Annotated in this window: 14 protein-coding genes; 9 read left to right on the top strand and 5 right to left on the bottom strand. The window is 64.1% G+C overall.

What is annotated here, in order from left to right; all coding sequences use genetic code 11:
* Positions 1 to 11 precede the first annotated feature (11 nt).
* A complete protein-coding gene (locus CH285_RS08365; protein WP_094643306.1) occupies positions 12 to 641 on the bottom strand; it encodes a TetR/AcrR family transcriptional regulator in 630 nt (209 codons plus the stop codon).
* Between the two features lie 118 nt (positions 642 to 759).
* Between CH285_RS08365 and CH285_RS08360 the strand changes: the two genes are divergently transcribed.
* The 3 genes from CH285_RS08360 to CH285_RS08350 are packed head-to-tail and all read left to right on the top strand — an operon-like array spanning position 760 to position 3305.
* Positions 760 to 1740 carry an SDR family oxidoreductase gene (locus CH285_RS08360; protein WP_094643305.1) on the top strand — a complete coding sequence of 327 codons (981 nt, stop codon included), beginning with the start codon at positions 760 to 762 and terminating at the stop codon, positions 1738 to 1740.
* Positions 1737 to 2522 (top strand): SDR family NAD(P)-dependent oxidoreductase, encoded by a 786-nt coding sequence (locus tag CH285_RS08355; protein WP_094643304.1) that lies wholly within the window; start codon positions 1737 to 1739, stop codon positions 2520 to 2522. Before CH285_RS08360 ends, CH285_RS08355 begins: the two co-directional genes overlap by 4 nt.
* A gap of 12 nt (positions 2523 to 2534) precedes the next feature.
* Complete coding sequence (locus tag CH285_RS08350; RefSeq protein WP_094643303.1) at positions 2535 to 3305, top strand: TetR family transcriptional regulator; 771 nt, start codon at positions 2535 to 2537, stop codon at positions 3303 to 3305.
* Here the strand turns inward: CH285_RS08350 and CH285_RS08345 are convergent.
* Positions 3274 to 3933 carry an enoyl-CoA hydratase/isomerase family protein gene (locus tag CH285_RS08345; protein ID WP_027495442.1) on the bottom strand — a complete coding sequence of 220 codons (660 nt, stop codon included), beginning with the start codon at positions 3931 to 3933 and terminating at the stop codon, positions 3274 to 3276. The two genes, CH285_RS08350 and CH285_RS08345, sit on opposite strands and share 32 nt — an antisense overlap.
* A 28-nt stretch (positions 3934 to 3961) precedes the next feature.
* Positions 3962 to 4585, bottom strand: coding sequence for a TetR/AcrR family transcriptional regulator (locus CH285_RS08340; RefSeq protein ID WP_072692027.1), 624 nt, complete (start codon positions 4583 to 4585; stop codon positions 3962 to 3964).
* A gap of 154 nt (positions 4586 to 4739) precedes the next feature.
* On the opposite strand from CH285_RS08340, the gene CH285_RS08335 reads away from it, so the two are divergent.
* Genes CH285_RS08335 through CH285_RS08325 form a run of 3 tightly spaced genes read left to right on the top strand, consistent with a single transcriptional unit; the run spans position 4740 to position 8094 of the window.
* Positions 4740 to 5375 carry a VOC family protein gene (locus CH285_RS08335; RefSeq protein WP_032367048.1) on the top strand — a complete coding sequence of 212 codons (636 nt, stop codon included), beginning with the start codon at positions 4740 to 4742 and terminating at the stop codon, positions 5373 to 5375.
* 26 nt (positions 5376 to 5401) lie between these two features.
* Positions 5402 to 6328, top strand: coding sequence for a fumarylacetoacetate hydrolase family protein (locus CH285_RS08330; protein WP_094643302.1), 927 nt, complete (start codon positions 5402 to 5404; stop codon positions 6326 to 6328).
* Positions 6325 to 8094 (top strand): FAD-dependent monooxygenase, encoded by a 1770-nt coding sequence (locus CH285_RS08325; protein WP_032389693.1) that lies wholly within the window; start codon positions 6325 to 6327, stop codon positions 8092 to 8094. Before CH285_RS08330 ends, CH285_RS08325 begins: the two co-directional genes overlap by 4 nt.
* On the opposite strand, the gene CH285_RS08320 is transcribed toward CH285_RS08325, so the two are convergent.
* Positions 8082 to 8843 carry a TspO/MBR family protein gene (locus CH285_RS08320; RefSeq protein ID WP_032389692.1) on the bottom strand — a complete coding sequence of 254 codons (762 nt, stop codon included), beginning with the start codon at positions 8841 to 8843 and terminating at the stop codon, positions 8082 to 8084. The two genes, CH285_RS08325 and CH285_RS08320, sit on opposite strands and share 13 nt — an antisense overlap.
* Before the next feature lie 108 nt (positions 8844 to 8951).
* On the opposite strand from CH285_RS08320, the gene CH285_RS08315 reads away from it, so the two are divergent.
* From CH285_RS08315 to CH285_RS08305, 3 genes are all read left to right on the top strand, one after another.
* The gene (locus CH285_RS08315) at positions 8952 to 10169 is read left to right on the top strand and encodes a lipase family protein (RefSeq protein ID WP_052066807.1); all 1218 of its coding nucleotides are present in this window, start codon (positions 8952 to 8954) and stop codon (positions 10167 to 10169) included.
* A gap of 19 nt (positions 10170 to 10188) precedes the next feature.
* Complete coding sequence (locus CH285_RS08310) at positions 10189 to 11022, top strand: alpha/beta fold hydrolase (protein ID WP_032389691.1); 834 nt, start codon at positions 10189 to 10191, stop codon at positions 11020 to 11022.
* An 84-nt stretch (positions 11023 to 11106) separates the two neighbouring features.
* On the top strand, positions 11107 to 12189 hold the full coding sequence (locus CH285_RS08305; protein WP_094643301.1) for a M20 family metallopeptidase: 1083 nt from the start codon (positions 11107 to 11109) through the stop codon (positions 12187 to 12189).
* On the opposite strand, the gene CH285_RS08300 is transcribed toward CH285_RS08305, so the two are convergent.
* Entirely contained in the window at positions 12150 to 13175 is a 1026-nt protein-coding gene (locus tag CH285_RS08300; RefSeq protein WP_094643300.1) for a LacI family DNA-binding transcriptional regulator, read from the bottom strand. The genes CH285_RS08305 and CH285_RS08300 overlap by 40 nt on opposite strands.
* Positions 13176 to 13182 lie beyond the last annotated feature (7 nt).

Here is a 13182-nt window from a genome sequence, read left to right as displayed (position 1 = left end):
GGTCGACCTGATCACCGCGGCCCGGCCCCTCGGCGAGTCGCGGAATCGACCACGGCCTCGAATGCGTCGACGATCAGCGCGACCGATTCGTCCAGATCGAGATCCGGCGTCTCGAACAAAGCATCGGCGGTTCGATCGAGAAAGCCTGTCCACCCCGAAATTGCGACAGCAACCAGCGGCGGCAACGGATCCGAGAGTTCGGCCAAGGCTGCGACCTGACGCTCGCCCTCGGCCCGAGCCTGCCAGAGGGCGCTCTCGACGCCTGCCTCGCCGAATTCCTCCTCGCGCACCACCCGCAGGTAGAGCGCGCGGTGATCCCGCAGAAACTCGATGTGCCGTCGGACGAATCCTTCCAGCCGAGCCCGGACGGTCCGCTCCTCGGACTGCGGCCCCTGCGCGTCGGACAATTTGCCCAGAACGTCGGCCAGTGCGGCCTGCACCAGGCCCTGCTTGTCGGTGAAGTAGTAGAAGAGCAACCCGTGCGCCACACCCGCTCTGCGCGAGATCGCCGCCGCACTGATGTCTGCGCTGGCACCTTCGGAGATCATCTCGATCGCGGCGTCGATCAACGCCTGACGGCGATCGCGACGTGGGCGAGCGCGCCGCGACTGCTCTGCATCGTCGACGTCGTTCGAGGGCACCGTCCGAGACTAATGCAGATCGAGTCGGCATTTGCGTCGACCTCTTGCGTTATTTGCTGTCCATCTGCAATATGTGCAACCGAGCCGGAGTTGCCGCGCTCACCATCGAGGAGGTCCGATGATCACAGTGACCAGTGCCGCAGGCGGGATCGGACGGTTGCTCGTCCGGCAGCTGACCGCGCAGAAGATGCCCGTCCGCGCTGTCGTGAAGAACGACAGTCAGGCTGCGACCACCCGTCGAGACGGGGCAACCGAGGTCGTCGTAGGCGATCTGCGGTCGACCGACACGCTCGACAGAGCCCTGGCCGAAGCCGACGTGCTCTATCACGCGGCACCGACCCAGGTCATCGACGAAAGACCGATCATCGAGCACCTGATCGCGACGACTCCGGCAAGTGGATTGCAGCACATCGTGTTTCACTCGGTCATCCATCCGGACCTGCATCAGCTGACACACCATCACCAGAAGGACATCGCCGAGGGTGTGCTCCGCAACAGCGGGATCCCCACCACGGTGCTCAGGCCGTCGCACTACATGCAGAACTACCTGGAAGTGTGGGAGTTCCTGCAAGCAGGCGTCATGCCGTACCCGGTGTCGCCGGACAGCATCATGGGTGTCGTCGATCTCGCCGACGTCGCCGAGGCCGCGGCGAACGTACTGATCGACCCGTCGCCGCACACCGGCCGCACCTACGACCTGTCCACGGTCGAACTCACCCGACACCAGATGGCCGAGATCTGGTCACGCGTGCTGGGGCATGCGGTGACCGCCATCCGAATCCCGCCCTCGTCGCTGACCAACTCGCTCGACGTGCTGCCTGCAGTCCCCACCGTCATCGGTCATGCCCTGCGATCGACGAAGCTGCGTTCGCTCGGACATATCGTTCGCGGCGCGCAGGCCGCGTCGAATCCCCGCGATATGAAGAACTGGCCGGAAGATGCACGTCAGGCGTACCGCACGATGATGACCCATTACGACGGCCATGGTCTGCCCGCGGGAGACCTGACGGTTCTTCCGACCCTGCTCGGACGAGAACCCACCTCGTACGAGGAGTTCGCCCGTCGCTCGGCCGCTGAGCTCGGGCGCTCGGACCGATGAGCCGCACAGCTGGTCGATACAGTCCGGGCCGCTCGCTGGTCACCGGCGCGAGTTCCGGAATCGGTGCCGAGTTCGCGCGTGTGCTGGCTGCCCGCGGCTCCGATCTGGTGCTCGTCGCCCGACGGGAAGATCGTCTGACAGCGCTGGCGGACGAGCTCGAATCGACCTACGGTGTGCGCTGCCGAACAGTGCCCTGGGACCTGTCGGAGGAGGCCAGTGGTCGGCGGCTCCGCGCCGCCGTTCCCGAGCGCATCGACCTCATCGTCAACAACGCAGGATTTGCGGTCCAAGGACCGTTCGTCGACGGCGACGCAGACGACTTCGAGCGACTCGTCGCCGTCGACATCCGCGCGGTCGTGGACATCTGCTCGGCGTTCCTGCCGGACATGATCGCCCGCACAGCAGGCACCATCGTCAATGTGGCCAGCACGACGGCATTCCAACCTGTCCCGACTCTTGCCGTGTATGCGGCCGCCAAAGCCTTCGTGCTGAGCTTCAGCCAGTCGCTGTGGTACGAAGCAGCGCAACACGGAGTCAGAGTGTTCGCACTCAACCCCGGCCCCACCCACACCGAATTCTTCGACGTCATAGGCGATGCGGCCACAGCCACCGGTACCTACCAGACACCGGCCGACGTCGTCGCCACCGCCATGAAGGAACTCGACGCCAAACGTTCACGGCCACATGCTATTTCGGGTCGCCGCAATGCTCTGCAGGCGGCGATGGTTGGTATCGTCCCTGCACGAGTTCTATTACCGTCCCTCGCACGAATGCTGCACTAGACTGTCACGATCATGGCCAGGGTCTCGAGATTCACACTCGCCGATCGCCGAGAGGCGGTGGCACGGGCGTTCGGGGGTTCCGAAAGCCCGGCAGCCGTGGCCACGGACCTGGGCATCCACACCACCACGCTGTACCGCTGGGCCGGGTCGTCGACCACTGACGAACCCGGGCCCGCACCGACACGCCTCATCGAAGCCACCCAGGAGCTGCTTCGGTACGCCGACTACGCAGACATCACGATCGAAAGTGTCGCTGCCCAATGCGGTCTGGCACCCAGAACGGCCTTCCACCACTTCCCCAACAAACGCCAACTCTTTCAGGCCGCCGTCGACGACGCCGCCACCGTTCTGATCGAACGCATCCGTGAACGGTCTGCGGACGCCGGCTGGCCGAGCACCCCACTCGAGCAGCTGCAGACATTTCTGCGAATAGCTGCCGAGAGCATCTACGAGACACCGCGCACGCACGTGCTGTTCCGCAATCTCGGAGTCCCCAAATCCGAAGGCACAGCCGAGCGTTGGCACGACAGCTTCGTCGATGCCATCACCGAACTACTCCGCGCCGCTGCCGAAGCAGGGCAGATCGACAGTGCCACAGACCTCCCTGCCTCAGCCCGACTGCTCACGGGTGCCATGCGCGGCATCCACACAGCGGTGTTCGACGGTGCCGACGCCGACACGGCTCTGACCCTCGTCGGCCGCGTTCACCTTCTGATCCCGCCTGCGCGGCGCGACGCGACCGACTACGACGTCACTGTCGGCCCTGACGCAGCGCAGCGGTGACCGACGCGAACATGGTCGTCTTGATGGCTCCGATGGTGGCTTTGTCCTTACCGGCAATTGCCGAGAGCCGCTCCAGCGCAGCATCGATCACCGAGTCCTCGGCCGCTACGCCGTCGACGAGACCTGCAGTGAGGGCCTCCGCGCTCCCGTACCGATGTCCCGTGGTCATTGCGACCATGGCCGTCTGCGGAGAGAGCTTCGCCTGAATCAGAGCGGACATGCCGGGAGTGAAAGGGATGTTGATATCCGCTTCCGGAAAGCAGTAGTAGCCACGATCCTCGCGCATGAAGCGGTAGTCATGGGCAATGGCGAACATCGCTCCGGCACCGAAACTGTGCCCGTTGACCGCCGCGGCGGTGGGTATCGAAAACGTGAGTATTCGGGCGAACAGCGTCTGCACTCGATCGACGTACCAATCGGCGCGATCACCATGGGCCATCAGCCAGTCGAGGTCCAGTCCGTTGGAGTAGAACTTGCCCGCTCCTACTGTGATCAGCCCGCGCGCCGACCGCTCTATCTGGTCCAAGTGGGCGTCGACCGCATCGAGCCAGTCCGGTGAGAATCGATTCTCGTCCGAGCCGAGCGTCAAAATCGCTATGTCACTGCGAATTTCTAGCGTAGGAGTCATCGTGAGCTACCTTTCGAGGGTGCCGAGGCTATGAAGACTTCGGCGGTGGAGGGGGCGGAGGAAGAGTGAGGACGCCGCGCACGGCGGCAGCGAGTCGTTCGCGCACCGATGCGTCTGGCGCACGGCGACCCCGCAGGAGCAACGCGGCAGGGAGCTCGACGGTGCAATCCTTGATCACGGCTACGGCCGTGCGATCCGCTCGGTTCCACATCTCGGTCGACAACCGCACGAACAACTCGACGAGCGTCGAATCGAGCATACGAAGGTCGTCGGCAAGCGCGTCCGGAATATCGTTCGAGCCCAGCAACTCTCGACGCGACACAATCATGAGAAACTGTCCGGCCGTTGGATGATCGAGTAGAAAGCGCGCCGGCGCATCCGCAGCAGCCACTATTGCGTCCACCGCGGTGCCCGTCGCCAATGCGTCGTCCACGGACCCTCGCTGCACGGTGAGCATGCGCTGCGCGCCGCGCAACCACACTCGGCCGAGGAGTCCGGCCCGCGACCCGAACGCGTGGTAGATCGCCCCGTTGGACACCGAGGTCAGCTCAGACAACGCGCGAATGGTGACCGCGGCCGGGCCCGACTCGACGGCCAACGCCTCGGCCACATCCAGTAGGTGGTCGAGATCGTGCACGCGTGGGCGGGGCATGACGTGACCGTAACAGAGCAACTGCTCTGTTACAACGACACGCTCGGCACCGCACCCATTCCGGATTTTCGACTGACCATCAGTCAATTTATTGACTGACAGTCAAACTGCACTTAATCTGGGTCACACTCCGATCGCGACGAAAGGTCGATTCATGAGCGCAACGCACGATGCACCGACGATCGAAACGCAACGGGTCGCGCCCGACTACATCGCGCATTGGGTCGTCAAATCGGCGCGAACCGAGGAGATGGTGCGCTGGTACGGCACGGTGTTCGGTGCCGAGATCGCCTACCAGGACGACGAGATCACGTTCTTGACCTGGGATGACGAGTCGCATCGACTCGCGATCATCGCCGTGCCCAAGCCGGTGAAGTTCCTGTTCCCCTTCGCCAAGCTGCGGCGCAAGGCCTACGGCATCGATCACATCGCCCTGACGTTCCGATCGCTGGAACGACTTCTGGAGAACTATGTGCGGCTCAAGCGCCAGGGCATCCTTCCGGTGTGGTCCATCAACCACGGACCCACGATCTCGCTGTACTACGAGGACCCCGACGGCATTCGGCTCGAGTTCCAAGTGGAGAACTTCGACCCCGACCACACCGCTGCCTTCTTCTTCACCGAGGAATTCGCACGCAATCCCATCGGCGTCAACATCGACCCCGACTACCTCCTCAGCCGACTCCGCAACGGAGCGACCCACGAGGAACTGCGGCAGCGTGAGGCCGGAACCAGGCCCGGCCGGCCGGTGATCGCCAACAAGAAGACCATCACACCGAAAACTTTGTGACCGATTGCTAGGGGGGATCGAAAGCTATGCCCATCAACATCATTCGGACCACGGACGGCTGGTGGCGTCTCGACGGCGACCAGGCCGTCAAGATCGACACCACTGCGCAGACCACCCGTCAGCTGCTGGCCGACCGGTCGGCGATCGACGCCGCGTCGGGGGCAGGCACGAATGTCGCCGAGCTCGAACTCCTCTCACCTATCACCGCACCATGCCGAGTGGTGGCGCAGTTGCTCAATTACCGATCCCATGCGATCGACGCCGGCTCAGACCCGAAAACCCTGCAGCCGACGTTCTTTCGTAAGTCGTCCGCGTCGATCAGTGGCCCGAACGATCCCATTCGGCAGCCACCGGAGGTAGCGCTGCTCGACTACGAAATCGAGCTGGGCGTGGTGGTCGGTGCCGATATCCCCATCGGGACAACCGTCACCGACGACAACCTCGCGTCCTATGTGGCCGGATTCGTCGTGGCCAACGACGTGTCGGCTCGGGAGATCCAGTTGACGAAAGTGCAGGTGTACGAGAGCAAGTCGTATCCCACCTTCACTCCACTCGGCCCTCGGCTGGTGCTGCTCGACAACGACGAGCTTCGACGACTGCCCGAGCTACGGATGACGTTGGCGGTCAACGGGGAAATCCGTCAGGACCAGACCATCGGCGGCGACCTCATCACTCCGCCCGCCGAGGCCTTCACCAGACTGGCCCGTTTTCAGAACATGACCGCAGGCGATGTCCTGTTGACCGGAACGCCGATCGGCACGGCAATCTCCGCGCCGCCCAGAGCAATCCAGAAGATCGGAGAACTCATCCCACCGGCGCTGAAGTGGAAGTTCTTCTTCGCACGCCAAGCCAAGAACCCGAAATACCTTTCGGTCGACGACGTCGTCACCGCCACCATTCGCACTCCGGACGGGTCGATCGACCTGGGGACCCAGGAAACCGTCGTCCGATGAGCACTCCTGTCGTCATCATCGGCGCCGGGCCGGCGGGTACCACTGCAGCGCTTCTGCTGGCGCGCAGGGGTATTCGAACGGTATTGCTGGAGCGTCGAACCAGTCCGTTGTTCCATCCGGCGGCTCACGTCATCAATGCTCGGACACTGGAGATCTGGAACGAGTACAGCCCCGAACTGGCCAAGTCCATAGCGGCGATGTCGCCTCCGCACGAACAGGTCAATCTGATCAGCTGGTACGGTGACCTGGCCGGAGACGCGATCGGGTCGATCGATCTGCTGTCCGATCCCGAACGCAAAGCCATCGTGGAAAGCCAGAGCCCGTACATGGTGTCGCACATCGGCCAGCACATTCTGATGCCCGTGCTGTGGGACGCCGTGGACGCCGAACCGCTGATCGAATTTCGCCGCGGAGTCTCCGTCGAATCGGTCGAATCGAACTCCGGTGACGCGCGCATCGCCTTCCGCACCCTGACGGGTGACGTCGACGAACTCGGTGCGCCGTACGTCCTTGCCTGCGACGGTGCCAACAGCGCGACCCGCGACGCGGCCGGGATATCGCTGACCGGACCGGTACTGGCCAACATGGGCAGTGCGTTCTTCACGTCGACAACGCTGTTTCCCGACGACGCGCGTCCGCTGTTGAGTTGGATCTACACCCCGGACCTGTGCGGAGTGCTCATCTCGCACGCCGACCACCGCTACATCCTGATGACGGCCTATCTGCACCCAGCGCAGGAGATCGCCAGGAATGGCCGCCGATTCTGGGAGAAGACGCTACCGAAGGCGTTGGGTACGAACGACTTCACGCTCGAATCGACGGGCACGTGGGTGATGACGTCGCAGACGGCCGACACCTTCCGCCACGATCGGCTGCTGTTGCTGGGCGATGCCGCTCACCGCTTTCCGCACACCGGCGGCTTCGGGCTCAATTCGGGAGTGCAGGATGCCCACAACCTCGCGTGGAAGCTCGATGCCGTGCTCTCTGGTGCGGCAGGCCCGGAGCTGCTGGACACCTACGACACCGAGCGTCGGCCCGTGGTGGAGAAGTTCGCCGAACAGAGCGTGGCCAACCACTTCCGCATGGACGACATCGGCAAGCGGGTCGGGATCACCAACGCCATGCTGGCCAAGGCAACTCAAGCCATGGGCCGGGCACCACTGAACAAGATTCCGGGCCGACTGATCGCGCCCATCGCGGCTGCAGCAACCCGCAAGCAGATGAGTCGGTCACGAAGCCTGCGCCCGGACGTCCCCGGGTCGGCGGAACTGCGTGCCCAAATTGCCGCGGCGATTCCACTGCAGTTGGAGCATTTCGTCTCCACCGGCCTGCAATTCGGCTACCTCTACGACAGTCCACTGATCGCCCAGGACGCGTCGACGAAGCCCGTGGAAGATGTTGTCGATTACGTGCCCACCACGTACCCCGGTGCGCGAATGCCGCACGCGCTCGTCTCGGTCGACGGGCAACTCGTCTCGCCGCACGACGTGCTGGACCCGAACATGTTGACGCTGTTCACCTTCGACGGTTCTGCGTGGGAACCGTTGATTGCTGGTATGCGTGATGTACGCCCGGGTATGTCGCTCGTCGTACTGGACGCACCCGTCGGCGTCGATCGCAACGAACTGATATCGCTGTACGAGGTAGGTGAGTCCGGAGCAGTACTCGTCCGACCCGACGGTCACGTCGCCTGGCGTACCAACGATTCGGGGAGTTCGCTGTCCGACTTCCTCGAAACGCAGTGGCGGAAGTACTACGCCGCCTGACTGACCGTCGATCGCCGTGATCGGAGCCTGATTCCCACCGTCACAACGGCGACGATCGCTGCGGCAAATACAGCCGTCCATCCGACCGCGGCGTTCGTCAGCTCGCCACCGAGACGCCCCTGCGCCAGCCATCCCAGTCCCCACACGATGGCGAGCATCGGAGCGATCGCTCCGTCCGAGTAACGCGCCAGAGTCACCCCGACCAGTGCTGCGACGGCGAGTACGACGACTGCCCAGACCGTCGCGCCACCGGTGACTCCGAGATCGACCAGCCACGCCGAGATGTTCGCGATGGTGGCCACGCACACCCACCCGAGGTAGAGACCCATCGTGCCGTCGGTGATCACCGCGTCGACCACAGATTCCGGCCGCTGCTGTTGCAGGAGTACGAACACGCGCACGAGAGCGGCCAACAGCGCGACGATGACCACCACGCTGAGCCACACCTGCCCGAACTGAATCGCGAGAATCCACGCCGGATTGAGCAACATCGACGCGATGACCGGTGCCCGCAAGGCGTCGTGACGTGCAGTTCGACCGGGTAATAACTGCCAGACGGCATAGACGATGAGACCGGTGTAGATCACCGACCAGATCGAGAACGCGGGACCAGCGGGAGCCACCAGCGTCGACGTGGCACTGAGCGCCCCGCCGGCTGCCTCGGTAATGGGCGTCCCTATCCACGCACCGGAGCCGAGAAACGACACCACAACCGCAACGACCGCACTGACAACGACGCCAATCCTCATGGCTGCGATAGTCCCCGAAAATCAGAAGCGACAAACCCTGAACTGCGATGCCGGTGATTCGATGTTGGCATTATCCTGATGTTGACCGACGTCTGGTAGACACGCGGCATGCCCGCATCCATTGCCCTGCCGTCTCGCCGAGTCTTCGCAGCTGCGTGTGGGCTCACGCTGGTGACGGCCGTCGGATGCAGTTCGTCGCCCGCTGCGCCCGAGTCACCCGCGCCCGCAAGTACGTCTGCAGCACAGTCGCAGTACGAGCTGACGGGCACTGCGGGGACGCTGCTCGAATCGGAGGATTTCGGGTCCCGGTCGGCCAGGCTCACTGCGACAGGTGCGACCGTCTATCGCTTCGTGTACGAATCGACATCCGGTGTCGATGATTCTGCGACTGCGGTCTCCGGTGTCGCCGCTGTTCCGCCCGGTACACCTCCGGCAGGTGGATGGCCGATCGTCGTCTACGGCCACGGCACCACCGGCGTACAAGCCGACTGCGGACCGTCCCTCTACCCCGACCTACTCGGATTGGACTCCACGGTCGAGGCTTTCACCGAACTCGGCTACGTCACGGTGTTGCCCGACTACCAAGGACTCGGCAGCGGAGACGGCACCCACCCGTACCTGGAGCCGCGCACTGCAGGACACAACATGATCGACGCGGCTCGCGCCGTCCACAACGCCCTGCCCGGGACCTCTGCTCGGTGGGCGGCCGTCGGACTGTCGCAGGGCGGGCAAGCCGCCTGGGCTGCAAACGAATTGAACTCCAGCTACGGGCAGGGGCTGGAACTGATCGCCTCGGTCTCACTGTCCCCGCCCACGGATCTGGCACCGCTTGCGCGTGCCGCCAGGGACGGCACCCTGACCACACCGCAGAAAGGGCTGCTGCCGTACCTGCTCTACGGGGCGCAACAGGTCGATCCCACCCTCGACCCTCGCGACTACAGCGGCACGGTGGCCCAGACCAACGCAGAACTGCTACTCGCGTGCCAGGGCACGAACACCGCAACCAAGGAGCGCGCGGTCAGCGAGATGGCACCGACGGAGTTCGCACCGAGATCCCCCGAGGCAGAACAGAAGCTGTTCGATCTGATCGGCCGCTATACCCTCCCGCAGGTACGAACCACCGTGCCGATGTTCGTCGCCTACGGTGCGCGCGACGACCTCGTGCTACCGCAGTGGACGGCCGACGCCGTCCGCGCAGCGTGTGCGCTCGGCGATCGGGTTGTCGCTCAGGAACAACCAGAGCAGGGACACAATGTGAGCGACGACGCGGCCGTGCAATTCCTCGTCGCCGAATTCGCCGGTGCATCGGTTCCCAGCACGTGCTGACCAACGAAAGGATTCTTCGGTGAGCGAGAGGATCGCACGCTACACCCATGACGGACTCGAGTTCGACGTCCTCGACCAGGGACCTCTGGACGGACCGATTGTGTTGCTGCTGCACGGCTTTCCCGAACGTGCCGCGTCGTGGTCCGCAGTGATGGACCAGCTGAACGAGGCGGGGTTCCGAACAGTCGCGCCCGATCAGCGCGGGTACTCGCCGGGTGCCCGACCCAAACGCCGACGCGACTATCGTATCGGTGCGCTCGTCGACGACGTCGTGGCCCTCATCGACACGATCGGAGCCCCGGTGCATCTGGTCGGCCACGACTGGGGAGCGAACATCGCGTGGGTCACCGCGGGTCGGCGGCCGGATCTGATGTCGTCGCTGACCGCGTTCTCCGTCCCGCATCCGGGGTCGTTCATCACGGCTCTGCTCACCTCACGACAAATTCTGCACTCCTGGTACTTCGCATTCTTCCAACTGCCGGTGCTCCCCGAGAAATGGATGACACGACCTGGCCAGAGGGCCGAAAAGTGGTATGAGAAAAGCGGTATGAATGCGGACGACCTGGAGCGCACCCGCACGGACATCGTCGACTACGGCGCACTTCCTTTCGCTGTCACTTGGTATCGCGGACTGCCGTTCTCGAACCCGGGCGTCGGTCGACTGCGAATCACGGTCCCGACGTCGATGGTGTGGAGTGACGGCGACACCTTCATCGGCCGCTCGGCCATCGAACGCGCACAACAGTACGTCGATGCCCGCTACACCCTGACTGTGCTTGCCGGAGCAACACATTGGATCCCGACTCAGGCACCGACCGAAGCCGCGCAGGCAATCATCGCCAACGCCTCATAGATGCCTGCGGCAGTGGTGCGGTCATGTGCCTTCTGCGGCGCTCTGCCGCACCACTGCCGCAGGCACCACGGGCATACTGGAGTCATGGATTCCGTCGGACTTCTCACCGAACTGGTCACCCAGCCCACTGTGTCGGGTGATCCTCGTCCCCAGCGCTCGTCGATGGACGCAATTGTGTCCGTCCTCAGGGCCCGCGTCGGTGACCTTGCCATCGACGGCGATCCGGATGGTCCCCACCCATGGCTGTTGATCACCAATCCCTCCCCGCCGACGTCGACGCGGTTGATGTTCGCGTGCCACGTGGACACCGTGCCGGCGGGTGATCTGTCGAATTGGCAGTTCGATCCCTTCGCTGCAGATATCGAACACGGTGTTCTCCGTGGCCGCGGCACCTCGGACATGAAGGCCGGGCTTGTTGCCGCCACCGCTGCGGTGATGGACGCCTTCGACAACGGGGTTCCCGCCGCCCTGTTGCTCACCAGCGACGAAGAGATCGGGTCACTCGGTGCGCGTGCCGCTCGCCACGCCGTCGCCGAGTGCGCCGTAGGAGCGGTCGTGGTTCCCGAGGCGACAGGGAACCAGGTACACCTGGGGCATCGAGGAGCACTGTGGGTCGATGTGACCACCAAAGGCATTGCAGCACACGGAAGTACTCCGCATCGGGGTGAGAGTGCAATCATGAAACTGGTCGACGTGTTGGCACGAGCCCGCACCGAGCTCCCGCTGTCTACGGATCAGTTCCTCGGCGCCGAAACGTTCAACGTGGGATTGATCGACGGCGGCTCGGCACCCAACATCGTTCCCGACACCGCACACGTCGTCGTCGACCATCGCACCGTCGGGGACGGCTCGGCACTGCTGTCCTGGTGGCGCGATCAACCCGAGGTCGATCACGCCGACGCTCGCATCGATCTGCCAGGAGTTCGCACACCCCCAGGCGACCGATGGGTGGATGGCCTTCCGCATACCGTTGCTACAGAACCGGTCACGTACTTCACCGACGCGTCCATCATCGGATCCGCTGCCCCCGGTGCCCCTATTGTCGTGTGGGGGCCGGGGACGCCGGCACTGATGCACGCCGCCGACGAAACCGTCACGCTCGACGAACTCGATGCGGCGATCGTGGCCTACACCGCGGCGACGCGTGCGTGGCCGACCGTCGACTGACGGACCACCAACTCCGGCTGCAACGCGATGTGCGCAGTGCCGGTGTGATCGCTGTTCATGGCCTGATCCAGTAGGCGAGTGGCCTCTTCAGCGATTCGTTCCTGCGGTTGCCGGATGGTGGTCAGCGGCGGATTGCTCAATGCAGAGAACGGAATGTCGTCGAACCCGGTGACCATCACATCGCCCGGGACCGACAATCCCAGAGCCTGGCAGCTCTGCAGCACCCCGAGGGCGATCAGGTCGTCCGCACCCACCACCGCATCGGGCCGCGTGGGAGAAGCGAGGATCGAGCGCGACGACTCACGCCCCCAGTCGATCGAATAATCACCCAACAACGTCCACTCGTCCCGCGTCCGAATCCCCACGCGCTCGGCATGGCGGAAGAAGCCCGCCCGCCGCAACTCCGTCGACGAATTGGTCAGCTCGGAACTGATGAATGCGGCACTCCGAACCCCCTGTGCAGCAAGGTGATCCATGATCAGACCCTGAGCGGCATCATCGTCGACGCCGACCCAATCGGTATGAGTATCGAGAGCGAAGCGGTCGAGCTGAACCACAGGGATCGCACGGGCCGACGCACGAACGGCCTCGGCGGAACGTTCTCCATGGCACGGGCTGATGATGATGCCGTCGACCTGACGCGAGACCAGACTACGCAGCCGTTGCGCCTCTACTTCAGGATCCGATCGCGAATCGCACAGGAACAGCTGCAGTCCACGCTGCGAGAGAACGTGTTCGACGTTGACGACGAGCGAGGTAAAGAACGGGTTGGCAATACTGGGCACCACCATCCCGACCGTGTCCGTGCGGTTGCGGCGCAGAGAGCTGGCGATGATGTTGCCCGAATAGCCGAGTTCGGCCGCCGCCTGCCGAATACTCGCGGCAACGTCGTCCGACACCGGACGTGACCCCGAGAGCGCCCGAGACACCGTGGCTGTCGAGACGCCCGCGCGCTCCGCGACGTCACGAATGGTTGCTTTGCGCATCCAACTC

The sequence above is a fragment of the Rhodococcus sp. 05-2256-B1 genome, assembly GCF_002258465.1.
GTDB classification, from domain to species: domain Bacteria; phylum Actinomycetota; class Actinomycetes; order Mycobacteriales; family Mycobacteriaceae; genus Rhodococcoides; species Rhodococcoides fascians.
This window is presented reverse-complemented; position numbering and strand designations above follow the sequence as displayed.